At 61.2% G+C, this 23117-nt stretch carries 17 protein-coding genes and 1 pseudogene; 14 read left to right on the forward strand and 4 right to left on the reverse strand.

Going from position 1 to position 23117, the window contains the following annotated elements; all coding sequences use genetic code 11:
• The first annotated feature begins 109 nt into the window (after positions 1–109).
• From budA to V5E97_RS13300, 5 genes are all read left to right on the forward strand, one after another.
• Positions 110–979 carry an acetolactate decarboxylase gene (gene budA / locus V5E97_RS13280; protein WP_406699800.1) on the forward strand — a complete coding sequence of 290 codons (870 nt, stop codon included), beginning with the start codon at positions 110–112 and terminating at the stop codon, positions 977–979.
• 99 nt (positions 980–1078) lie between these two features.
• On the forward strand, positions 1079–2860 hold the full coding sequence (locus tag V5E97_RS13285; RefSeq protein ID WP_406699801.1) for a hypothetical protein: 1782 nt from the start codon (positions 1079–1081) through the stop codon (positions 2858–2860).
• A gap of 452 nt (positions 2861–3312) precedes the next feature.
• On the forward strand, positions 3313–3825 hold the full coding sequence (locus V5E97_RS13290) for a hypothetical protein (RefSeq protein WP_406699802.1): 513 nt from the start codon (positions 3313–3315) through the stop codon (positions 3823–3825).
• Between the two features lie 314 nt (positions 3826–4139).
• Positions 4140–6302, forward strand: a complete 2163-nt coding sequence (locus V5E97_RS13295; RefSeq protein WP_406699803.1) for an FAD-dependent oxidoreductase — start codon at positions 4140–4142, stop codon at positions 6300–6302.
• On the forward strand, positions 6299–8119 hold the full coding sequence (locus V5E97_RS13300) for an ABC transporter ATP-binding protein (RefSeq protein WP_406699804.1): 1821 nt from the start codon (positions 6299–6301) through the stop codon (positions 8117–8119). Before V5E97_RS13295 ends, V5E97_RS13300 begins: the two co-directional genes overlap by 4 nt.
• Positions 8120–8169: 50 nt before the next feature.
• Here V5E97_RS13300 and V5E97_RS13305 read toward each other — a convergent pair whose 3' ends face one another.
• Positions 8170–9111, reverse strand: a complete 942-nt coding sequence (locus tag V5E97_RS13305) for a hypothetical protein (RefSeq protein ID WP_406699805.1) — start codon at positions 9109–9111, stop codon at positions 8170–8172.
• A gap of 858 nt (positions 9112–9969) precedes the next feature.
• Between V5E97_RS13305 and V5E97_RS13310 the strand changes: the two genes are divergently transcribed.
• On the forward strand, positions 9970–10455 hold the full coding sequence (locus V5E97_RS13310) for a glycoside hydrolase family 24 protein (RefSeq protein WP_406699806.1): 486 nt from the start codon (positions 9970–9972) through the stop codon (positions 10453–10455).
• Positions 10456–10610: 155 nt separating this feature from the next.
• Entirely contained in the window at positions 10611–11057 is a 447-nt protein-coding gene (locus tag V5E97_RS13315; RefSeq protein ID WP_406699807.1) for a hypothetical protein, read from the forward strand.
• A gap of 411 nt (positions 11058–11468) precedes the next feature.
• Here the strand turns inward: V5E97_RS13315 and V5E97_RS13320 are convergent, their stop codons facing one another.
• The 3 genes from V5E97_RS13320 to V5E97_RS13330 form a co-directional block, all read right to left on the reverse strand.
• Positions 11469–12263 (reverse strand): carbohydrate porin, encoded by a 795-nt coding sequence (locus V5E97_RS13320; protein WP_406701154.1) that lies wholly within the window; start codon positions 12261–12263, stop codon positions 11469–11471.
• A gap of 6 nt (positions 12264–12269) precedes the next feature.
• The gene (locus V5E97_RS13325; protein WP_406699808.1) at positions 12270–12806 is read right to left on the reverse strand and encodes a hypothetical protein; all 537 of its coding nucleotides are present in this window, start codon (positions 12804–12806) and stop codon (positions 12270–12272) included.
• Positions 12807–13226: 420 nt separating this feature from the next.
• Complete coding sequence (locus V5E97_RS13330) at positions 13227–14336, reverse strand: SGNH/GDSL hydrolase family protein (RefSeq protein ID WP_406699809.1); 1110 nt, start codon at positions 14334–14336, stop codon at positions 13227–13229.
• Between the two features lie 856 nt (positions 14337–15192).
• Here V5E97_RS13330 and V5E97_RS13335 point away from each other — a divergent pair.
• The 7 genes and pseudogenes from V5E97_RS13335 to V5E97_RS13365 form a co-directional block, all read left to right on the forward strand.
• Positions 15193–17454: pseudogene (locus V5E97_RS13335) on the forward strand (DUF1549 domain-containing protein); the annotation flags it as partial.
• A 9-nt stretch (positions 17455–17463) separates the two neighbouring features.
• Positions 17464–18915 (forward strand): DUF1501 domain-containing protein, encoded by a 1452-nt coding sequence (locus tag V5E97_RS13340; protein WP_406699810.1) that lies wholly within the window; start codon positions 17464–17466, stop codon positions 18913–18915.
• Positions 18916–19147: 232 nt separating this feature from the next.
• The gene (locus V5E97_RS13345; protein WP_406699811.1) at positions 19148–19426 is read left to right on the forward strand and encodes a hypothetical protein; all 279 of its coding nucleotides are present in this window, start codon (positions 19148–19150) and stop codon (positions 19424–19426) included.
• Between the two features lie 125 nt (positions 19427–19551).
• Entirely contained in the window at positions 19552–20682 is a 1131-nt protein-coding gene (ald, locus tag V5E97_RS13350) for an alanine dehydrogenase (RefSeq protein WP_406699812.1), read from the forward strand.
• Between the two features lie 78 nt (positions 20683–20760).
• Positions 20761–21075, forward strand: coding sequence for a hypothetical protein (locus V5E97_RS13355; RefSeq protein WP_406699813.1), 315 nt, complete (start codon positions 20761–20763; stop codon positions 21073–21075).
• Positions 21072–22172: an S-methyl-5-thioribose-1-phosphate isomerase gene (gene mtnA, locus V5E97_RS13360; RefSeq protein WP_406699814.1), complete on the forward strand. Its 1101-nt coding sequence runs from the start codon at positions 21072–21074 to the stop codon at positions 22170–22172. The genes V5E97_RS13355 and mtnA overlap by 4 nt, the downstream gene beginning before the upstream one ends.
• A 163-nt stretch (positions 22173–22335) precedes the next feature.
• The gene (locus V5E97_RS13365; RefSeq protein WP_406699815.1) at positions 22336–22647 is read left to right on the forward strand and encodes a Dabb family protein; all 312 of its coding nucleotides are present in this window, start codon (positions 22336–22338) and stop codon (positions 22645–22647) included.
• The last annotated feature ends 470 nt before the right edge of the window (positions 22648–23117 follow it).

Here is a 23117-nt window from a genome sequence, read left to right on the forward strand (position 1 = left end):
GCGGTTTTTCTCGCCTGCTTTCCGGGCTTCGTCGCGAAGGCTCTGTCGCGGGCCTCAAGAAACCGCTCCGAATCAAGCACCATCCTGGTCGTTGAGAGGTTCGTCTTCCATGAGATTTCACTTCGGTATCCTCGGCTCACTCTGCCTTGTCTCGGTGCCCGGATGCGTTCCAGCCACGCCAGCCGCTCCTCCTGTTTCCTCCGCCTCGGCCAGGACATTACCCGCTTCGCTCGACCGCGATCAGATCATGCAGGTCTCCGTCATCAACGCCCTCATGCTCGGCCAGTACGATGGCCAGATGGGGATCACTGAGATGCTCCAATACGGCAATTTTGGGGTCGGCACGCTCGACCATCTCGACGGCGAGTTGATTGTTCTGGATGGAACGGCCTATCAGGTCCGTGGTGACGGTAAGGTTGTCGAGGTCGGCCCTGACCGCTCCACCCCATTTGTGGCCGTGACCTCCTTTGAAGAGGATGGCGCATTTCCGTGTCCCCCGGTCGGCAGTCTCACTGCCCTGGAAGCCTATTTGAACGAGACGCTTCCCCAGAAGAACAACTTCGTGGCGATCCGGGTTGAGGCTCGTTTCAACTCGCTGACCTTGAGAAGTGTGCACCGTCAGGATCCCCCCTACAAACCGTTGGCCGAAGTGGCCAAGAGCCAGTCGGTTTGGACCCACGAGAACCTGGGTGGGACGCTCGTGGGAATCCGCAGCCCGGCCTGGGTCGATGGACTCAACGTCCCTGGCTACCACTGGCATTTTCTCAGCGAAGACCACAAGATCGGTGGACACCTCCTCGATTGTCGGGTCCGTGATGGGCAAGTCCGTTATGACGTTTGTGGTGACTGGCTGCTCAAGTTAAGTGAATCCAAGGAATTTAATGCTACCGATATTGGCCGTGACCTGAGCCGCGACCTCAAGCGAGTCGAAAGCTCACGAGGTGAGGAGGGCGAGGGCAACGGCGAAGCAAAGAAGTGACGTCGTTTCATGAAGAGGGAGAGGGGAGGGGGCTGGCGCTGGCCGGACGTTGGGGGTGAAGCTGAAGCTTCGGAATCCGCCATTCTGTCGAGGTGAGAGATGTCCACTCGATTCTTCTGCTGGAAGGGTCTGCAAGTTGGCGTCGAACGCAGCCGGCAAGTCTTACGGTTGGAGATGGAGCCGCGGGCCTCGTGGCATGAAATCCGGCTGGGGGCGGCCGGGAGACGACCTCGCGAGGGAGAGGTTCAGCTCATCGAGCTCGACGTCGAGGAGCAATTCGAGGCCCCGCTCTATCCGAGCATCGCCAACCTCCCCGACGAACTACCGTTCGTCTCCGCCGCCGTGCTCGCCCAGAAGGCGAAAGCGGTGGATGACGGCATCGTGGCGACCTTGGAATTCCTGCTCGACGAAGGAACGATGACGTTCCGCGGGCGTTCCGCCCTCCTCGCGGGCTTGCAGGGCCAACTCCAGGGCGAGTGGGATCGGTCCTCCGACGACACCCGACTGGCTGAGGGACTCGGCCTTCTTTCGGCGGTCCGCTCGCTCGTCGGGGACAACGACCCGGCCGATCCCATCACTTGGCCGACCCCTTTGAGGTTGTGGAGGAACCAATATCTGCGAGATTTTCGCAAGCGACAGGAGGTGGATGTCCCGCTCGGCGTTTATTCGTGGAGCCAACGGCTGACCGGCCTCTATCAGCAGAGCAAGTCGCTTCAAGAGCCCCTCTCGGAGGACGTGGCCTTCCTCCTGCGGCAGGCCTTGGAAGCGGACGAGCCGTTGCGTACTGCCTACAAGACACACCTCGCCCTCCTGGCACTGACCAATCCGCTGGTGCGACCCCATCTGCTTTCCGGTTCGGCAACCACGGGCGCTCCGCAACCGGCCCCAGCCTTCTTTCCAGCCTCGAAGTCCCGCGAAGGGCAGTTGGTGGAACGGCTCGTGGGGGATCAACCGGTTCCGGCCGGTTTTGATCTGATCGGGGAACTCATCGCCCGCGTGGCTGATGGTCGACTTAGCCTTGTGCCCACCGAAGAGAGCGGCTGGTACGACCACATTCTCCACGCGCTCGAGCCACTGCTTGTTCCGGAACAAGTTCCCGAGGCGACCAGGCTGGAACTCGCCGACGACTATCGGGCCGACCTTCAGCAGTTGTTCCGATCGCTCCTGGGGATGACGCGAGAAAGTCACGTCAAGCAGGTGGAGATGGCCGCCGCTGGCGGATGTCCCTTTGTGATTTCACCGCACCTGACTCTTGAACCTCTGGCCGAGCACTACCGCCGACGCGCGGAATCCTACCGATTCGTGAGTGAGCGCCTGGTGACTTTACTCGGGGAGAATGTGCTGCTTTCCTGGAACCGGGCGACTCCGGCGGGAGAGACCGGAGTTCCTTTGCTCGACGAGATCCACATGATGGAGCAGTTATTCGCAGGGGCGTCGGCCATCGTTCAGGATGAACTCGGCATCGTTCCCGAACTCGAGAGGGGCGACGAACGATGGCTCACGGCCGCCAAGGCCAGGACCCGCTCCTGGATCGCATCCCACCGCGACGATCCCGATCTGAGCGAAGACGTTCGGATGATGGTGCCGCTCTTCAAAGACGTCGAACGCGATGAGTTTCACGTTCTCGCAGTGGTTGGCTACGAGCAACGAAATCTCAAGGTCAGCTTCGTCGATCGCCCCGAAGTGACCGTGCGAGACAGTCAGGGGCGCAGGGTTGAACCCGACATCCAATGGTCTGACGCCACGTACCCCTTAGCCCGACCCGTGACGCTGACCTGCCGCACCAAACAATTGCTCGATCGCGACCAGTTCAGGGAACTCTGCGACCGGGAAAAAACCATGGCGGCGATTCGTGCGGCACTCGAATCACAACAAGCGTAATCCTCGCCCTACCGCCCCGCTGAACTTGATCGCCGATGTGAGTTGGGGCATCCAGACCTCGACTTCAGGACTGCTTTCTTCAAGAGAGCCAACTGCCAGGCCGTCGCTCCACCAGTCGGAGGAAGGCTCCGTGCCGCAACCCGGCACGCTTCTCGGTGACGCGCTGGATCGCGATGAGGCCGCACCCCCTGCGGTGAATGGCGTATCAAGACGTGGCCGTTATTTATGGCTTGATTCAACGCCATTTCTGAAGGCACTTCGGGATGCTGTCACATAGTGCGAGTCTTGTTTGAACTCATCCTGCTTGCTTCCTATGAAAAATCAGGATATTTTATTGTTCAAGCGTTATGGCGGCGTCAGATATGGTTGGATTCAGACTCTCGTCGTGTCCGGACATTCCCGGGCCACGCAGTGGTCCCCCTCATTGAAGAGCTCCTGAAAGGAGTGAGTTTGTGGCAGTCACGATTCCGAATCGGCGGCGTGTTCTGTTCGTACTGGCGTCCGGTGCTCTCGCGGCGAGCAGCCAGTTCTTAGGCCAGTCGACGCACGGTGCGAGCCTCGACGATTTCGACCTGGGCAAAGTTCCGGCCAAGTTCAAGGCGGCCGCGAGCGAGGCCGTACCCGAGGCCAAGTGGACCAGCGCGTCGAAGTCGGTGGATGACGGTGATGTTACCTACGAGCTGGGGGGCGTGGACGCCGACAAGCGCAAAGTCTGGGTCACTCTGACGGGCGACGGTAAGGTCGACGAGGTGTCCTACGAGATCGCGATTGATAAGGTTCCGCAGGTTGTCACGGCCGCCTTAAAGAAGAAGATGCCCCGTTTCCAGGTGTCGACCTCCTACGAGTCGCGCAAGGAGGGCAAGGTGTACTGGTATTACTTCGACGGGAAGCGCCCGCGCGACAAAGAGGAAATCACGGCCAGCGTTTCGCCCGACGGCAAGGAAGTCGAGCTCGAAGAGGATTGATTGTCACCTCCCCCCACTCCGCCGCCTCTTGGTCACCAGGTCCTTGAGGGATCTTGTTGCGGCTAACCTCTGCTCGTACGTTGCGGGCCGGGCTGGTTTCCTGGTGCCACCGACCTTCGCCAGTCACAGTCGCGAATGACGCACGGGATCAACCAGGCCTTCCCGGAAACCGGCCCCGCAACGATTCCGCCCCCCCCCTTCCTTCCAATGAGTGGCAATATGCAGGTGGCAGCCGGCAGCGGTGGCAGCCGGCCCTGCATCTCCGTCGTATCAACCCGGACGGCCTTGCAAGAGAAAGCGAACCTGGTGGCTCGATGAAGAAGTCTCGCATCGCGGTTGTCGGAGGCGGGCCGGGGGGGCTTTTTACTTCCTACCTTCTGGAGGAATACTGCGGGGATCTCTGCGAGGTCACTTTGTTCGAGGCTGGGCCTCGACTGGGTGGGAAGGTCGTCACGCGGCAGTTCGCCACGGCTCCGGTCTTCTACGAGGCGGGCGTGGCTGAGCTCTATGACTACTCTCGGACCGGGCCCGACCCGCTGAAGCAGCTCGTCAAGACACTCGGGCTGTCGACCGTCCCGATGAACGGCCCGAGCGTCATTCTCGGGGACTCGATCCTCAATTCCGCACGCGACATCCGTCAGCATTTTGGCGAAGCCACGTTGGGGGCGATCCGGGCGTTTCAGCAACGTTGCCGCGAGTTGTGCTCCCGGGCCGAATACTATGAAGGCCATCTGCACGACGATAACCGGCATGAGTGGGCGAGCAAGACCTTCGCCGAAGTTCTCGACGCGATCCCCGACGAGGAGGCCCGCCGGTACATCACGGTGATGGCTCGGAGCGACCTGGCCACCGAGCCCCATCTCACAAGCGCTCTCAATGGGTTGAAGAACGTACTCATGGATGAGCCCGGATACCTTCGGCTGTACTCGATCGTCGGGGGGATCGAGCGGCTGATCGACGCCCTCAAGCAACGCATCAAGGCGGACGTGCGTCTCCGGAGCCCCGTCGTTTCCCTCTCCAGTAGTTCGGATGGCACCTCTCGGTTGCGGACCCGAACCCAGGGGGCTTTCGAGGAACATTCGTTCGATCTGGTGGTCTTCGCCTTACCCAACTACTCATTGCAGCGGCTGGAATGGGGCGGCCGGGACCTTCGCCTCGCGATGGAGAAGCATCTGGCCCATTACGACCGGCCTGCCCACTACTTGCGGACAAGCCTGCTCTTCCGTGAACCGTTCTGGCGCGACCATGTGAAGAGCTCTTACTTCATGATGGACGCCTTCGGCGGTTGCTGCGTGTATGATGAAGGGGCACGCCAACCGTGCGACCCGCACGGCGTGCTGGGCTGGCTGCTCGCCGGCAACGACGCCTTGGTCCTGGCCAACCACGCCGATGACGATCTCATCGCCATGACGCTTGACTCCTTGCCCGCGCCGCTGGCGCGAGGACGAGACCTGTTCCTCGAAGGCCGGGTCCACCGCTGGGTGGGGACGATCAACGCACTCCCCGGCGGCCACCCCGTTCGCGAGACTCGCGATCGCCATACGCCGGCCGCTCAGCACCATCCCGGCCTCTACGTTGTGGGCGACTACCTGTTCGACTCGACGCTCAACGGCGTCCTCGACTCGGCCGACTTCGTAACCGACCTGATTCTCACCAAGTTGCGCAAGCAAAAGTATGCCGCACCGGTGGTGAATGGGCACACCGCGCTGGAGGGCGCAAGTCAGCCCTCTAGCGCGCTCGACGAGGAATACCACGACCAGTACGACGGCGAGAGCAGCTACGAGGAGTCTTTCGAGGAATACTTTTGTGAGCACTACACGACCGACTTGATTCGCACGATCTGGGGCTGGTCGCCTCCCTACACGCTTCTCGATTGCGGCTCAGCCAGCGGTCAGACGCTCGAGGCGTTCGCTCGAAAGGGCGTCGAAGCCTGGGGTGTGGAGAACAGCCGGCACATCCATTCCCGAACGCCGCAGAAGTGGAAGGAGCGTAATCTTCTTGGCGACGTCCGCAAGCTGCCGTTTCCGGATAATTCATTCGACTTTGTGTATGATACGTGCCTCTGCTATCTGCCCGAGGAAGACCTGGGCGTGGCGATCGCCGAGCTTTTTCGGGTGTGTCGGGTCGGGGTCTACTACGGCGGAATCGCCACCGACATGACTTGCGAGGTCATTGAGGCCCACGACCTGTTCGACCAGGTGCGGTCGTTCCTCACGCTCTGGGAGTGGTCGGAGGTATTCCTCCGCCAGGGCTTCCGGCTCGCCGTGACGGACCCGAAGGTGGTCGCCAGGGCCTGGAAGATCGAGGTCAAGTCGAACGAAGGCGACTTCCCCTGGTATCCCGACGGCGAGACCATGCGCCACTGCTTCTTCACGAAGCCAGGTGCCCCCGCTCCGCCCGTTCAAATCGAGCGATCGTCGCGTCGGGACGGTCGGGATCCCGTTCCTCCACCCACCCGCGGCGAGCCTGTTCGATGAGCGACTTGCCTGGTGTTGACCAAGACGATTCCGACGACGACGAGGGCGATGACCTCGAACTTCGCTTTCTGGCCGGATTCCTCCGACCCTACTTCAAGCCCTACCGTTCCCTGGGCCTTGGCCTGGCGGTGGTGTTGGTGCTGGAAACCGGCTTCAACTGCGGTTTTCCGTTGGCCACCCGTTACCTCATCGACGAGGGTCTGCTCCGGCGAGACTACCGGGTGCTGACGACGACGCTGAGCTTCCTGGCCGTCGCGGCCGTCGCCGTCGCACTCCTCGGCCTCGTCTGCGACTATCTGGCCGCAAGAATCAGCTCGAGGATCGTGGGAGACATCCGCCAGGGGCTCTTCGGCTACCTGCAATCCTTGCCCTTTTCGTATTATCCCCGCACTCCGTCCGGAGCGATCCTGTCTCGCTTCTCGGGCGATCTGGTTGGCCTGGAAGGCGTTCTTGTCTCGCTGATCCCCTGGCTCGTGTTGCCCTTGCTAGAAGTCATTTATGCGACGGTGCTGATGTTCTGGTTCAGCCCCTGGCTGGGGTTGCTCGGTCTGCTCGTTTTTCCGCTGACGCTCTGGGGCCCTCGCCTCTTCGCGGCTCGTGCCCTGGCGCTCGGCTATGAGAAGCGGTGTCGCGAAGCCGATTTATTGAACGTCGTTCAGGAAAACGTGGGCGCCCAAGCCGTGGTGAAAGCGTTCGGACTGGAGCGGCACGCCCGCGACCGGATGGCGCGGTGCGGCACTCAGTGGTCGGGACTCGCGTTCCGGTTCAATTTCTACTCGTCCCTCGTCGAACGATCGGCCTCCACGGGGGGCTACTTGCTGCATCTCCTGATCTTTGGAGTGGGGTCCTACTGGGTTTTCGTTGGCCGGCTCTCACTGGGCACGTTCGTCGCCTTCGAGGGGATGTTCTTGTCGATGAGCGAAGCCCTGTCGTATGTGACTCAGTTTGTGCCGACGCTCGCCCAGGCGGCCGGGAGCGCGAGGCACATTGATGAGATTTTCGCGGAGCAGCCCGACCTGGTCGACCCGATCGACGCCGCAATCGCGCCTCGATTCTCTCGAGAGATCGTCTTCGAGTCCGTTGGCTTCGCGTACCCCGGTGGCCCGTTTCGGCTCGAGAACTTCAGCGTTCGCATCCCACAAGGTCGTCACGTTGCGCTGGTCGGGGCGAGCGGCTCGGGCAAGAGTACGATCCTCAGCCTGCTCCTCCGTTTTCACGATCCCACCGCTGGCACCATTCGGATCGACGGTCGCGACCTACGGACCGTCACCCGGTCTTCGTTGCGGGCCCAGGTCGGCATCGTCCTCCAGGACAGTATTCTGTTTCACACGAGCATCCTCGAGAATATCCGCCTGGGGGATCCTACGGCCTCGCTCTCGCAGGTCGAGTCGGCGGCTCGGGCCGCCGAGATCCACGACTTCGTCCTGTCGTTGCCGTCCGGCTATGAGACCTTGGTCGGAGAGCGCGGCAGTCAACTCTCCGGAGGTCAGCGCCAGCGGATTGCCATCGCCCGCGCCCTGGTCCGCGACCCCGCGATCTTGATCCTCGACGAGGCCACCAATGCTCTCGACTATGCCACCGAAGCCTCACTTCTCGCCACCCTACGCACCGTCACTCAGGGCCGCACGGTCATTCAGGTGACACATCGCCTTGCCAGCGTGATCGACGCCGATCAGATCGTGATGTTGGACCACGGCAACGTGGTGGATGAGGGGATCCATCAGAATATGGTCGAGCGTGGTGGATTGTATGCGGACCTGCTGCGACAATCCGGGGAGAAAGCCCCCCGCACCGACTCCCTTGAACGCACGCTCTGATCACACTTTGCGAGCCCCTCGATTGTTGAGGGGCTCGCGACTCGGATCACTCAAGGTTTGGGCTGAGCGTGCTCCTCGGGCTTCGTCTCCGGTTTCTCGAGCTTCTCGACCGGTTGCTCCTCGCCGGCCGGTTTCTCGAGCTTCTCGGTCGGTTCGAGGCGTTGTCCATCGGGCCGACTCGCGCCGGTGCGTTTGAGCTCTCTCGTCGGATCGTTCGGAGGCACCTCGTCCGGATTCGGGGTAGGCGCGTCCTCGGAATCTTCCTTTTGGGTGGGCTTGTTGATCCGCTCATTCACCGGCTTTGCCTTGATGGTGACTTTTCCATCCTTGATCTGGAGGCTCTCCAACTGGCTCAGGACCTTTGCATTATCGGGATCATTGCCGGAGTCCTTGGCCAGGTTTACTTTCCTGAGTCGAGTCATGAATTGCTGCGAGAGGGGTTGGCCGTTGACCTCGATTGAGTCGGCCCGGATGTCGAGTTGCCCGTCCTGGAGCGAGGCGCCGAATTCGGCCTTGCCGTTCAGGTAGCGGCCCTTGAGGCCGGGGAGGGAGAGCTCACTGAGTGGAAGGCTGACTTGCCCCTTCAGCTTGTCTCCCTCGAGGACGAAATAGACTCGATCCGCTAACTCCGGTTTATCGGCGAGCATGACGTTCAACTCGTCCCCACTGAGGACGAGTGGCTCCGTCTCTTCGCCCTGATCCAGGGCACGCTTGAACGCCGCGATTCGCCGGCTCAGGGTTTCGCGATCCTCCTTGGACATCTCCACCTTGGGCAACGGGGTCGGTGTCGGGGAGGTGAATTGATTCACGATCTTGAGATAGGCTTGATATCCCAGATAGCCGCTGATCGAGATTCCCACCACCATCAGGATGGCCAGTACGACCGCAGTGATGCAGCCGTAGTAGAAACAGCCATGTCTCGGCTTCTGGGGCTCAAAAGGCTCGTCGAACCGGTCGGGACTCATGGAAAAGTCGTTAGGATTAATGGTCATCGGAGGTTGTCCTCGTTTGCGGGCCTGGGAATCGTCGACCGCGACAAGCCTTCTTTTTTTGTTACGAACAAACCGACCGACTTCGGGCCGGAGTCGCCGACGTCGAGACGGCAGTCCGTATTCGTGGGAACTTGTCTCAATATTGAATCGATTTGGAAGCCCGCGTCGATAGCCTGCCGGTTGAACGACTCATCGTGGTCATGAGTGAAGTCAGGATGGTGTGTCACAAATCAAGCGGCTCGACGTTTACCTGACGTTGTCGTCGACTTCACGCCTGGAGGCTCGACCCACGCTCGGTCGTGCCGGCTGGCTACCGGATTCACATCTCCGAACCCAACGAACAGCCTCACGAAGTCGTTCTCGGTCGAGCGACGGCTCTCGTCTCCGGCGGGATTCATAAGATTAAGAAATTAAGATAGAATGAATTGATTCATTGTGCCATGGATTTCGCTCGCCTGGAAGGCGAGCGGGGAGCGTAAGCTCCCTGTCTTTGGGCCTTCGCATGGGTTGGCTCGTTTGACACCCTGGCAACGGCACCGGGTTGACGGACCCGGGCGGAAAACCCGGTAAAGTGGCGACAGTGTCAATGGTTTCCTGTGATTTTATTCATTGGATTTAGTTGACGCACAGTTATCAGGAATAACGACTATGGTTTTATGGTTTCAATTGCCTTCTGACTGAGGACAGCCGCAGGGTGATCGATTTCGTCGATGATCCGCTGAGATTTGCTGGTTGTTTCGCGTTTTTTATTTCCGAACTGACAGGGATGCCCGCCTGGTCAAGGGGGGGAAAGTCCGTGCCTGGAGCCGGCCCGCCGTCCCCACTTCCTGATTCTTGCCTTGCACAAGGAATCCAATCATGATGCCCGACCGGGTCGAGGAGATGGCCAGATATGCCGAGGGCACCAAAAACGTCAGAGCTTTCCTCAAGGTCATTCGTTGGGCGGAGTTTTATCCGCATGGCAACCTGGGAAGCGACTACCGACGGCGGTACGGTGGGAGCGAACTCAAGGACTTGAAGGATCATCCGATGAATCAGACGGAGCGGTGGGGAAGGAAATCGTCCGCTTCCGGCGCGTACATGATTACAAAGGACACCTGGTTGGAATACCAGAAAAAATTAGGCCTGACTGATTTCAGCGCAGACTCTCAGGATCGGGTGGCGATTGCGATCATTAAACAATCAAAAGCGTATGACCTGATCCGGGAGGGGAAGATCGAAGAGGCCGTCAAACGGCTGAATAAGCGGTGGTCTTCCCTGCCCGGGGGGAGCCAGCACCAAGCGGGCGTGACCATGGAGAAGACGCTGGAACAGTTCCGGCTTTATCGAGCCGAGGAACCATAACCTCCCGGCCCCCAAGTGCGGATAGCAGTCCGGTTTTGCCGGCTTTACACCACGGACAGAAAGGGCTTTGCCACGTGTGGGCGGTCGCAGCGCACCCCCTCGCAGGGCGCGTCCTTTTGTCGTCAGGCGTCTCTATGTTGAGAGAAGGATAGGAAATGCCTCCTGCGAATCGACCGACACCTGCTGCGAGCAGCATGGACGCTCAGCTTCTTATCAAGGCCTGCGAGCTCCACTGGGACACGCATCAAGGCAACTGTAGCGGGTTCGTGAAGGCCGTCGCTGCCGAACTGGGCGTCGGTCTTTCCGGTCAAGCGAACGACATCGTGAAGCATATCTCCGAGAATTGGTGGTCGATTGATTCCGGTGTCGAGGCGAGAAACTGGGCTGAGGCCGGCTACCTCGTTGTCGCGGGCCTCGAGGCTCAACCGAACGGACACGTCGTCGTTGTCGTCCCCGGCCCCCTGGCCAATGGAAAATATCCGACGGCCTACTGGGGACGGTTGGGGAGCTCCGGGAAGAAAAATACGACGCTCAATTACTCCTGGAATTCGGCGACCCGAGATAAGGTCGTCTACTGCGGTACGCTCGTACTCAAGAAGTAGCCTCGAGCTTACATGCCGTGGCGGTGTGGCAACCACAAATCGTTACCGCCAAACCGTGGAAGGACGCGAAGATGATCGCCCGATATCCGAGCCGGCGAGGGGCACCGTTGAGTCGGTAACGGGATGGTGAGGCAGTCGTCTTCTGTTGTCAACAGATACCGGCATGTAAGCTATTGGGCTTGGTTGCTCGCCCTGGGTGCCACGGTCTGGGGCAAGCCCGTGGCGTCCAGGGGCCTTTGAAACATCGCGGTTGCCCATCAGAAGCATCATGGAAACCGTGACCCAGGCTTGAGCTCAATACCAATCACAGTGTGCCGGCTGGTTCGATCGTATACTGTTGCGAAACTATGGGTTGGTTGCAATGGATCGAGGCATATGTCGTCTCGGGCCGCCCCACTGCGTTCCCGGTCATCAGAAGTCGAGCTTCATGCGAACGCCGAACATCAGTGCGGTGTCCCCAGGCCCCAGTCCCGGATGGAGCACTTGCAGATCTGGTGTGAGGTGGCACCCGGGCGCAACTCGCAGGTTGTAGAAGAGTTCGACGCCTCGCTCGTCTCGGAGTCCCTCCCACTGGCGTTTCGCCTGCGAGCTGAGGCCGAGGTCGTAGTATCCAATCCCGTAGAGATCCCCCTCGCGACCAGACAGCGGGCTATTGCCGCAGAGGGCGACGCTCAAGAACCCGCGGATCGGGTTCGGATTGCCGTCTCCCAGCCCTGTCTGGATGTAGAGGCCGAGGCTTCGCTCTGGGTTGTCGGGGTCGACCCAGAGCTGTTGCTCGACATGCCAGAGTAAGGTCCAGGTCCCGGCCTTTTCAGGCGCGACGGTCGTCGTCTTGGGCAGGCCGATGAACGACGCCGGGGCCAGGTCGGTGAACGATCCTGTGCCGTACAGGCCCGCGAGAATCTGCCGGCCCGGCAGGCCGAAGAACTTGGTCGGCTGCTTTGCCTCGGCGTAGAGGAACACGCCATTGCGGCCCAGGTTCTCGAAGCCGCTCGTTCGGGGCGAGTTGTACGAGTCCAGCACCAGAAAGGCCAGCGAGGGACCCCGCTCCGGAGCCACGTAGAATCCGGCGCCGGGCGCCGAGTACGGATAGCGATCGAGCGCCAGGTTGAAGTTGAACGCGGCGTTCCAGAACCGCGAGGTCAGCGGGTACTTCAGGAACTTCTCCCGATCGCCGTTCAGCGCGTTGAGCTTCCCGAAGAAGATGCCGGATCATTCGGTGATCGCCTGGGTGAACTTGAGCCCCGTGATCGCCGTGATCTGCCCGTCGGGCACGGGGAAGAACATCGCCAGGTTCGTCGGTGAAAAGACCCCGGCGAAGCCGTCGACCGACTGACCTAGCCGCGACTCGGCGAAGAGGTCGAACGCTCCCCCCTCCCAGAGGCCGAGCTTACCGCTATCGAGGTGAACCAGCATGTCGAACTTGCTGCCCCAGCGGAACGCTTGCCGAAATCCGCCGGCCATCACCCCCTGCTCGAACTGGGTGGATGAGACATAGAAGGACAGGCCTCGCTCCTCCCACAAGGGGCGGAGGCCGAACCCATCTCCCAGCAGGAAACGGCTCGACCGCGGGCCGTCGGGATAGTGATCGGGGGCCGGCGGGGGGGTGGCCGGCGGCGCAGGTGTCTCTTGACCGGCGTCGAAATTCGAGGAAACATCGGGCCGGTCATACGATCGAGGAGGGCAGGCAAAACCGGCACGGGCCCATTGTCCTGCCCGAACGCAGAGCCGCAGCAGAACATCGCCCAAGTGAGGACTGCCGTCGCAAGGATTCTCGACCGACGATCGAGCGAACCCATCTGGACTCCGCGAAAAAAGGGCATGGCCGCCGAAGGTTCGCGGCGTTCTTGGGGCACGCACCCATCCCGAGACAGACGGGCCGTCGCGCTTCCTCAAGTTCGACCTCAGCCGCCGTGGACTTTAACCAATCTATGTGGAAATGATAGCATTGAATTGCATTAATTGCATGCGCATGTGTTGATTGCGTGTGGACGATCGGGAATTTACGGATTTTTCCGCTCGGCACCGACCTCGTGATGCGGCCGTACCGCGATTGCGGGGGCTCAATATATGCCAAAATGTGAACGCAATATTGTGAAAATGGTTTGAATAGTCTCGGAAATGAGAAGTGCGGCATTTACGACATTCTCCCTGTTGAAAGGGAGGTCTTCACTGCCCAGCGATGCGCTTGTTCACGAGCGGGGCGATTGCATGGGTGAAGACATCGGCCATTCTCATGAAGCCGAGATCGGTCGGATGCGAACCGTCGACGGTCGCTTCGCCGTCGTCGCCAAGTAAGGGATCGCCATCAAGATAGTGCAGGCCCTCGATCCCCTCGGCGAAGAGGTGTTGGTAGGCGGCCTTGAGGGCGGCGCGGCTGGCTTCGATGCGTTGTCGTTGTGCGTCGAGGAAGGTGGAATCAGCGAATGGGCGACTCTCGACGAGGAGGATCGGCGTTTTGGGTCGAGCTTTTCGGAGCGTTTTCACGAGCGGTCCGGTCCGAGCGGCGATCTCGGGGGCGGTCATGTTGGGCAAACAGTCGATGACGTAGACGGCTGCGTCGAGTTCGGCGAGCAGATCGGTGATCGGCGGGTCCATCGTCCCGTTACTGGTGAAGCCGAGATTGACGACCGGGACGTCGAGTTGCCGGCCGACGATTGCGGTATGGACCATGCCCGGCCTGGAGGCGCAGCCGCCCTGCGTGATCGAGGTGCCGTAGAAGACGACCGGTCGTCGGCTCCCTTCCGGCCGCGGCTCGGCAGGAGCGATCGTTGCATCGCGTGGGACGCCGATCTCGGCGGCGGAGACACCGTTGTAGAGGGGCAGATAGATCATGTATTCGCGAGAGCCGGGCTTGATACCTTTTGCCAGCACCTTCGAGTTCGTCATCGCGGTCGGCTCTCCCATGGCCAACCAACGCCAACGGCCCTGATCGTCGCGTGCATAGAGGTCGAGGCCGCTGACCCCGGTCGCCGGCATGTGGGACATCGCCAGTTGATCGGAGGTGAGGGTCCATCTTGCGTGGATCTCGGTAGCGTCGGTGACGAACCGGGCGCAGAGCCCGGCGGTATTTCGCGACAGCGACCAGATTCGAGGGCGCACGACCCCTTCCGCCTTACGCGGCAGGCGGTCGAACGGCATCTGCACGTCCTTCCAGCCCTGCCCTTCCATCGCAAATGACCGGATATCGCGCCATTCGATTCCGTCGTCGGCCGTCACCGAGCCGGCCCAGGCCAGCGTGATTGCAAACAAAAGCCCAGAGAATCGGAATTGCGTCATTTCGGTGGCGGCCTCGCTGGGATTTCCGTTCCATGAATAACCTCGCGATCACTCGCTCGTACGCTCAAAACTATAGCCCGCTCCAGTCATGGGAGCGACCCCGCGAGAGCACAGAAAAGTCTGTCAGGGGGGAAGCTGTCGAATTTGTGTAGTTACAAAAATGCATATAATAAGGCAAAAGTTTGCAGATATTGAATATGCCGTAACACAAAACGACTTCGGTGGATGCCACGGCTGGTGGCGGCTCCGCTAGCCCCTGGCGAGTGCGTCGCGGTTCGACCCAGCGGAGTTGATGATCCACGACTTCAGTGGCCGCTCTCTGAAATCAAGGTTCGTGGACCGACCGACACCAGTTCATGGAGCACGTGATGGACTCGTGTCCTGAAACCAACGACCACTACGTCCACCCGTGCAAGTCGACATGGATTAATCCGAAGATGAGGCGATGGTTTGCCGAACATTCACCTCGAGTTTCTTGCGTTACATCGTGCCAGGGACACGAGGTCCTGCATTTCAAGGAGTATGGACCCGATGATTTTGTTGTGATGGGAGCGACATGGAAAAATGACTGGCGTAAGAGGGCCGCTCGGAGTAACCTGAAAGCCTCCGAGATTCTATCGGATCTCGCCGCTTGAAGACCTGCCAACGGTTTCCGCCGAACGTCGCGGCGGCCCTGCCAGAGAGCGAGCCCACCCCATGAAACCGATGCTCGGGTGTCTTCTGAGCCTGACCGTGTGCTCGCGGTTCCTCTTCGGTTCGGAGCCGGTGGACTACGTTCGGGATGTGAAGCCCCTCCTGACCAAGCATTGCGTCTCATGTCACGGCGCGAGCAAGCCGCGCGCGAACCTTCGGCTCGATACGGCCGAGGCGGCGATTCGGGGGGGCGACGGCGGACCGTCGATTCTTCCTGGTAAGAGCGAGGAGAGCCCGCTGATCGACGCCGTCGTCGGCGGGGGCGAACTGGAACGGATGCCGCTCAAGCGGCCACCGCTGACCGGTCAGCAGATCGCCACGCTGAAAGCCTGGATCGACCAGGGAGCCCATGCCCCTCAGGGCGAGACCCCCGACCCGACCCGCGCGAAACATTGGGCCTTCGAGCCGCCCGTGCGGCCTGAACTTCCCAGGGTCTCGCGAACCGACTGGGGGCAAAATCCGATCGACCGATTCATTCTCGCCGGACTCGAGCGAGAACGGCTACAGCCTTCGCCGGATGCCGACCGGGTCACCCTGATTCGTCGGGTCAGCCTTGACCTCACCGGTTTGCTCCCCTCGCTCGAGGATGTTGACACGTTTGTTTCGGACTCCCGCCCCGACGCCTACGAGCGGCTCGTTGACAGGCTGCTCGCCTCACCGCATTTCGGTGAACGATGGGCGCGGCCCTGGCTCGACCTGGCCCGTTATGCGGATTCCAATGGGTACAGCATTGATGCTCCGCGGACGATCTGGAAGTATCGCGACTGGGTCATCGAAGCCCTCAATCGCGATATGCCCTTTGATGAGTTCGCCATCGATCAGATTGCCGGTGATTTGCATCCCGATGCCACGCTCGACCAGAAGGTTGCCACGGGGTTCCACCGCAACACTCCGATCAACCAGGAGGGGGATCGACCTCGAGCAGTTCCGCATCGAGTCGGTCGTCGATCGAGTCGCGACCACGGCGACCGCTTTTCTCGGACTGACGATGGGCTGTGCGCAGTGTCATGACCACAAGTTCGATCCGATCAGTCAGCGCGAATATTACCAGTTCTTCGCCTTCTTCAATAATGTGGATGAGCCGCAGATCGAGTTTGCCACGCCTGAGCAGTTAGCGAAGCGCCAGTCGGTTCGCTCCCGGATCGCCTCGTACCACAAGAAGCTCGCCTCTACGCATCCCGGCCTTCCGGACAAGGTTAAAGCCTGGGAGGCAGGCCTGAATCCGGCGTTCAAGACCTCACAGCCCGATGAGATCAAGGCGGCCTTCGACAAACCGGTTGAGAAGCGAACCGAGACCCAGAAACGAGGCATCACGGAACTTTTCCTTGCCCAGGACGAGGCGTCAGAAAGCCTCTCCTCGGAAGTCGCTGCGCTCCGGGAACTGGAGCCAAAATTTGAGACCACCCTGGTCGTCCGCGAGCGTGCTCAGCCTCGGGAAACGCATATCCACCTGGGGGGGGACTTTACCCGGAAGGGAGAGCGAGTCACTGCCGACGTGCCGAAGGTGCTCCCCGGCCTCGCAACGATCGAGACGAGGAACCGGATGGACCTGGCTCGCTGGCTGGTCGATCCGGCCAACCCGCTGACCGCACGCGTCACGATGAATCGGCTCTGGCAGGCGTATTTCGGCGCCGGCCTGGTCGAGACCGAGAACGACTTTGGCACGCAAGGGACCCCGCCCTCTCACCCCGAACTGCTCGACTGGCTGGCGACCGAGTTCGTCGGCAGCGGATGGAGCCTCAAGACGATGCATCGCCGGATCGTCACGTCGATGGCCTACCGCCAGTCGTCGAAAGCGCGGGCCGACGCCGATGCGGTCGACCCGGGGCATCGGCTGATTGCTCGGCAGACGCGGCTTCGGCTCGACGCCGAGGTCATTCGCGACGCCTCCCTAGCGGCGAGCGGACTGCTCGCGCGGGAGGTCGGCGGCCCGAGCGTCTTCCCTCCCCAGCCCGACGGGGTGATGACGCAGGGGCAGATGAATCGCGCCTGGAAGCCGAGCCTTGGTCCGGATCGCTATCGTCGCGGCCTCTATATTTTCTTCTGGCGGGCGACGCCGCACCCGTCGCTGATCGTTTTCGACGCCCCCAACGCGGTTCAGGCCTGCACTCGCCGGGTCCGGTCGAACACGCCGCTTCAGGCCTTGATGCTGCTCAACGATCAGGCCTCCTTCGAGTTTGCTCAGGCATTGGCGGCGCGTCTGCTCCGTGAAGCGCCCTCGAACGACGGCGCTCGAATCGACCTGGCGTTTCGGCTCTGCCTCAGTCGTCAGCCGACGGCCGGCGAACGATCCCGGCTCCAGGCGCTGCTGGGGGAGGAGCGTGGAGAGGGCGAAGCGGTCGCAAATCGCTCGGCCGTCGAACTATCGGTATGGACGACCCTTTCTCGAGTGGTCTTGAATCTCGACGAATTTATCACGAGGGAGTGATCGCCGATGGATGACCGCCAGGCGCTGCTCCAGAGGACACGCAGGCACTTTTTCAGCCAGTGCGGGCTTGGACTGGGCACGATGGCCTTGGCCTCGCTCTTGGGTGAGGGGCGATCGGCTCACGCGGTCGATTCGCCGTCCGCCGATCCTGCCGCTCCGCGCATCGTTCATTTCCCCGCGCGCGCCAAGAGCGTCATCTACCTGTTCATGGCGGGTGGGCCGAGCCAGTTTGAGCTCTTTGAGCACAAGCCGAAGCTGCAGGAATACTCGAATCAACCGATCCCAGAGTCGTTCATCAAGGGGCGGCGTTTCGCCTTCATGGACACGTTCACCAAAAATCCTCCGAAACTGCTTGGCACCAAGCGCAAGTTCGCCCGCCATGGGCAGTCGGGCGAGTGGGTTTCGGAGTGTCTGCCGCATCTGGCCGAGGTAGTCGATGACCTTACGATCATTCGCTCGGTGGCGACCGACGTCTTCAATCACGCCCCGGCGAAGCTGTTCGCGAATACGGGGAGCACTCAGTTCGGTCGTCCGAGCATGGGGTCGTGGGTAACCTACGGAGTGGGGAGCGAGTCACGCGACTTGCCCGGCTTCGTTGTCCTCCAGTCGGGGCCCCGGGGACCACGGGGAGGAGCTGTCAACTGGGGAAGCGGGTTCTTGCCGACGGTCCATCAGGGGGTGCCGTTACGGTCGGGAGGGGAACCGATTCTTGATCTGGCCCGCCCCGGGACCGTCTCCGAGGCGAGCCAGCGGCGGGCGATTTCCGCAATCCGGGACCTCAACCAGTCGCGCCTGGACGAAACAGGTGACCCAGAAATCGCAACCCGGATCGCGTCCTACGAGATGGCTTACCGGATGCAGTCGAGCGCACCGGAATTGATCGATACCTCGGGAGAGTCTGCCGAGACACTCGCTCTCTACGGTGCGGAACCGGGTAAGGCGTCGTTTGCAAACAATTGTTTACTTGCTCGTCGGCTGGTCGAACGCGGGGTCCGTTTTGTTCAGCTCTATCATACCGATTGGGATCATCACGGCGGTCCTGGCCAAACGCTGGGCACCGAGCTCGACAACGTCTGCCGCGAGATCGACCGGCCTTGTGCGGCTCTGGTTTCCGACCTGAAGCGTCGCGGCCTGCTCGACGACACCCTGGTCATGTGGGGGGGGGAGTTTGGCAGAACCCCGATGGGTGAGCCCCGCGAGTTCGTGGGCCGCAACCATCATATCGACGCGGCAACCATGTGGATGGCCGGCGGTGGAACCAAACCTGGGCTCAGTCTCGGCCGGACCGATGATTTCGGCTTTGCACCGGTGGAAGACCGTGTTCACATCCACGATATCCAGGCGACGGTGCTTCACTTGCTTGGTCTGAAGCACACGAGTCTGACTTACCGATTCCAGGGCCGAGACTTCCGGTTGACCGACGTGGAAGGCCAGGTGATCGAAAAATTGTTGGCGTGACGGCACTCATTCGGCTGCGTCGAATCGCCTCGTCTCTGGCAAGAGAGTTGGCATTTGTCCGTTGGCTCGACTTCCTCTGCTTGTCATTCCGGCGTATGATCGATTAAACTGGCCGCATCTCACGAGGTGCGCGGCGTTTCCCTTGCTCTTGCGATGAGTCGGAGGGACCGCCCCTCGCTGGTTTTTCATTTTTTTTCGCACGCGCTTCTCGAGGAAGGTCAGGGAGATTTCGATGGCGAATAACGCGGCAACGGCCACCACCCCCGAGGCGCCGGCGGAAGTCAAGGAAGCAGCCGATGTCAGAGTGCCGGCCGACCCCAGGGCCCGGCTTCTGAAGAAGTTTCACGGTAAGTTCCTGCCCAAAGGCATCTTGCGCGAACGCTTCAAGTCGATCACCGAGCGTTGGAACTCGGGTCCCGACCATGGCAATGTGACTCTCGATGAAATCAAGGCGGTGCTTGCCGACTGGAAAGGCACCCGCGAAAAGCCCCCGCGATTGCCCAAGGCCTGACCTGGCGGTCCGCGCGAATCCGTCGACCGTTCTCTCGGTAAAACTCGACGACCCCGGCTCAAAGTGAGACCGGGGTCAGTTCGTTGGACGCGGGTTCGCCTGGCCTCTCGGAAGGGGACGATGGAATGATTGTCGGGTTGCCCAAGGAAATTAAGTCCGATGAGTACCGGGTCGCTCTCTTGCCGGTCGGGGCCGAAGAACTGACGGCGGCCGGGCATACCGTGCTCATCGAGGCAGGCGCAGGGCAGGGGAGTGGGATCGCGGACGCCGAGTATTTGGCTGCGGGCGCGACGGTGGTCGGGCAAGCCGCCGAAGTTTGGGCCGCCGCCGACCTGGTGGTCAAGGTCAAGGAACCGCAGTCGACGGAGTGGCCTCTACTCCGCCATGGGCAGACGGTCTTCACCTACTTCCATTTCGCTGCCGACGAGGCGTTGACCCGCGCCATTATTCAGAGCGGGATCACCGCCATTGCCTACGAAACCTTGCGTGATAGCCGGAACAATCTGCCCCTTTTGACCCCAATGAGTGAAGTCGCTGGCCGCATGAGTATTCAGGAGGGGGCCAAATACCTCGAACGTCCTCAAGAGGGGCGAGGGATTTTACTGGCGGGCGTGCCGGGCGTGGCGCCTGCCGAGGTCGCCATCCTGGGTGGAGGTGTGGTTGGCTCGAACGCCGCCAAGGTGGCCGCCGGGCTGGGAGCTAACGTCAAGATTCTTGACGTCAATGTCGACCGGCTCCGCTACCTCGACGACATCATGCCGCCGAATGTGACGACCCTCTACTCCGACCGTCACATGATCCTCGACTCGATCACGCGGGCCGACCTGGTCATCGGCGCTGTGCTGGTGACCGGAGCGCGCGCTCCAAGGCTCGTCCGTCGTGCTGATCTGGCCCGCATGAAGCAAGGGGCCGTCATCGTCGACGTCGCAATCGATCAAGGGGGTTGTATCGAGACGAGCCGGCCGACGACGCATCGCGACCCAACTTACGTCATCGACGACGTGGTCCACTACTGCGTGACCAACATGCCGGGGGCGGTCGGGCGGACCAGCACCTACGCCCTCTGCAACGTAACACTGCCTTACCTTCTGCAACTCGCCAACAAGGGCTGGCGGCACGTGGCCGCCGCGAACGCGGGAGTCGCCGAGGGGATTAACATCGATCAAGGGCGGGTCACCAACCTGGCCGTTGCCGAGACTTTCGGACTTCCCTATTCCCCCTGGAATGCCCTGGCCGAATCTTCGAGCACTTTGTAGGGTGGGCTTTATTCAACGGCTGACACCCGGTCAGCATCCCTTCCCAACACCTCATATTTTCCACGGAGAAAAACGACGATGAGCGAGAATGAATTCGAAAACGGTCACGAAGAAGAGCACGAAGGTCACGAGCACGAGGTCGAAGAGGCGCTTGAAGAGGCGCTTGAACTGGATACCCAGACCCAGATCTTCCTCGAGATGCGACGGCAGAACGTCGACCTCTTGAAGATCGCGGCCGAAGTGGCTGGCTACACCGGGGCCCATGCTCCGCTCAAGCCGGGCGACCTCAAGTCGGCGATGAAGAGCATTTGGGACGTCTATTCCGAACTCTACGTCTGGATCGATCCGGAAGAGTCGGACGACGAAGATGATGATGAGGAAGACGATCTGTGAGCCTTGACACCGCGGACCAGACGCTCGAGACCCTCGGCTGGGTTGGTAACGCAATCGACGGGCATGTCCGGCTGATCGATCAGACCCGACTGCCCACCGAATTCTTGCGGATCGACTGTCGTGATGTCTCGAGTGTTTGGGAGGCGATTCGATCGCTCCGAGTCCGTGGGGCTCCTGCGATCGGAATCGCCGCGGCGTTCGGCGCGGTGCTGGGGGGGCAGAAGGCCGGGACAGGCGACCTCGAAGCGCTTCGACTTGGCCTTCTGAACGCCAGCGCCTATTTGCGCACCAGCCGGCCGACAGCGGTCAACTTGTTCTGGGCCCTCGACCGTATCGAGCGGACGATCGAGGAGAATCGCGGGCTCGACGGACCGAGCCTTCTCGAACGGCTCCTCTCCGAGGCGAGGGCGATCGCCGACGAGGATAAGCTGATGTGCCGCTCGATTGGCCGCTTCGGAGCGGAACTCGTCGAGTCGGGGCAGGGGATTCTCACCCATTGCAACGCCGGCGGCCTGGCCACGGCTGACTATGGCACCGCCTTGGCGGTTGTTTTCGCCGCCCACAGCGCGGGGAAAACCGTTCATGTCTTCGCCGATGAGACCCGTCCCCTCCTGCAAGGGGCACGGCTAACCGCCTGGGAATTGCAGCGTCGCGGGGTTCCTGTCACCCTGATCTGCGACAACATGGCCGCTCAGGTCATGAAAGAAGGCAAAGTGCAGATGGTGGTCGTCGGCGCCGATCGGATCGCCGCCAATGGCGACACCGCCAACAAGATCGGCACCTACGGAGTGGCCCTCCTGGCCAAAGCGCACGGCATTCCCTTCTACGTCGCCGCCCCCTCCAGTACCTTCGACCTGACACTTCCTGATGGCTCGTCGATCCCAATCGAGCAGCGTGATCCTCGTGAAGTCACTCATGGTTTCGGATGTCAGACGGCCCCTGCGGGCATCGCGGTTTACAACCCGGCCTTCGACGTCACTCCGGCCCAGTTGATCGACGCAATCATCACCGAGCGTGGGATCGTCCGCCCCGTGGATGCCAAGACTATCCGCAAGACGCTTGGCGTAGTGCTGCCAGTCAGCAATAAACACGCATAACAAGCGAGCTCCACGCGCATTCCCAAAATCGGGAGAGAGCCTGGTTCGGGGAGCGCTTACGGCGGTTTTCCCGACGCCACCCGAGCGCAAGAATCACCGAGAGCTAGTATGATGACATCGAGTTTGAAGTTCCCCAGCCTCAATCCCTGATCGAGTCGCCATCATGCTGGCCCATAACGTCTACTTCACCTTGAAAGACAAGTCTGCGTCGAGCCGAGACAATCTGGTCGCCGCCTGCAAGAAGTACCTGGTCGCGCATCCGGGCGTTGTCTTCTTCGCCTGCGGGACGCTTCAGGAAGAGCTCGACCGACCGGTCAACGACCGTGATTTCGACGTGGCGCTGCACGTCGTGTTCGACTCGAAGGCGTCGCATGATCTCTATCAGGAAGCGCCGGACCACCTGACGTTCATTGCCGAGAACCGTGAGGGCTGGGCCAAGGTGCGCGTCTTCGATTCGGAAGTCGAGTCCGCCTGAGGTCTCGAACCCTTCTTTTTTTCCTTGGAATCGGTCCGTCAGTCCCGAGTCCGAAGTCGCTGCCAGTAAGCAAAGAAGGCCGAGCCATCCCAGGGGTGGCTCGGCCTTCTTGTGCGCCAGGCATGTTGTGTAGATAGGAGGTGCAAGTCCTCCGCGGGCCGAGATGACCGGAACCGCAAGGCTAGGCAAGGGTGCCCATCGCGAGGTGGGATCTGAAGGAAGCCGATGCCCCTGAACTCGGACTCGACGTACAGAAACCGGATATAAGGCCGGCGTGGTGGGGTAACCCGGCAATGGACGGGGACGCCCAGTCGTCATCCAGACACGCACGCAGGTAGATCCGGCGAGTCCCGAGCGAAATCCACACGACTTACCCTGGGAGACCTCCAACCCCGTTCGGGCGATCCGAACTACCGCATCGGCAACGAGGCGAGACAAGGTCGGAGGAGTCAGCCGAGGCCGTAGTAGCC

The organism is Singulisphaera photorubra (genome assembly GCF_045290345.1).
GTDB lineage: Bacteria > Planctomycetota > Planctomycetia > Isosphaerales > Isosphaeraceae > Singulisphaera.

Bases quoted from the DNA above. Each gene is read 5' to 3' on its own strand.
- V5E97_RS13355 (WP_406699813.1), top strand. From the start codon at position 20,761: ATGAGCGAGAATGAATTCGAAAACGGTCACGAAGAAGAGCACGAAGGT.
- budA (WP_406699800.1), top strand. From the start codon at position 110: ATGAGATTTCACTTCGGTATCCTCGGCTCACTCTGCCTTGTCTCGGTG.
- V5E97_RS13305 (WP_406699805.1), bottom strand. From the start codon at position 9,111: ATGACCATTAATCCTAACGACTTTTCCATGAGTCCCGACCGGTTCGAC.
- V5E97_RS13315 (WP_406699807.1), top strand. From the start codon at position 10,611: ATGCCTCCTGCGAATCGACCGACACCTGCTGCGAGCAGCATGGACGCT.
- V5E97_RS13300 (WP_406699804.1), top strand. From the start codon at position 6,299: ATGAGCGACTTGCCTGGTGTTGACCAAGACGATTCCGACGACGACGAG.
- V5E97_RS13310 (WP_406699806.1), top strand. From the start codon at position 9,970: ATGATGCCCGACCGGGTCGAGGAGATGGCCAGATATGCCGAGGGCACC.
- V5E97_RS13330 (WP_406699809.1), bottom strand. From the start codon at position 14,336: ATGACGCAATTCCGATTCTCTGGGCTTTTGTTTGCAATCACGCTGGCC.
- V5E97_RS13295 (WP_406699803.1), top strand. From the start codon at position 4,140: ATGAAGAAGTCTCGCATCGCGGTTGTCGGAGGCGGGCCGGGGGGGCTT.
- V5E97_RS13285 (WP_406699801.1), top strand. From the start codon at position 1,079: ATGTCCACTCGATTCTTCTGCTGGAAGGGTCTGCAAGTTGGCGTCGAA.
- V5E97_RS13345 (WP_406699811.1), top strand. From the start codon at position 19,148: ATGGCGAATAACGCGGCAACGGCCACCACCCCCGAGGCGCCGGCGGAA.
- V5E97_RS13340 (WP_406699810.1), top strand. From the start codon at position 17,464: ATGGATGACCGCCAGGCGCTGCTCCAGAGGACACGCAGGCACTTTTTC.
- ald (WP_406699812.1), top strand. From the start codon at position 19,552: ATGATTGTCGGGTTGCCCAAGGAAATTAAGTCCGATGAGTACCGGGTC.
- V5E97_RS13365 (WP_406699815.1), top strand. From the start codon at position 22,336: ATGCTGGCCCATAACGTCTACTTCACCTTGAAAGACAAGTCTGCGTCG.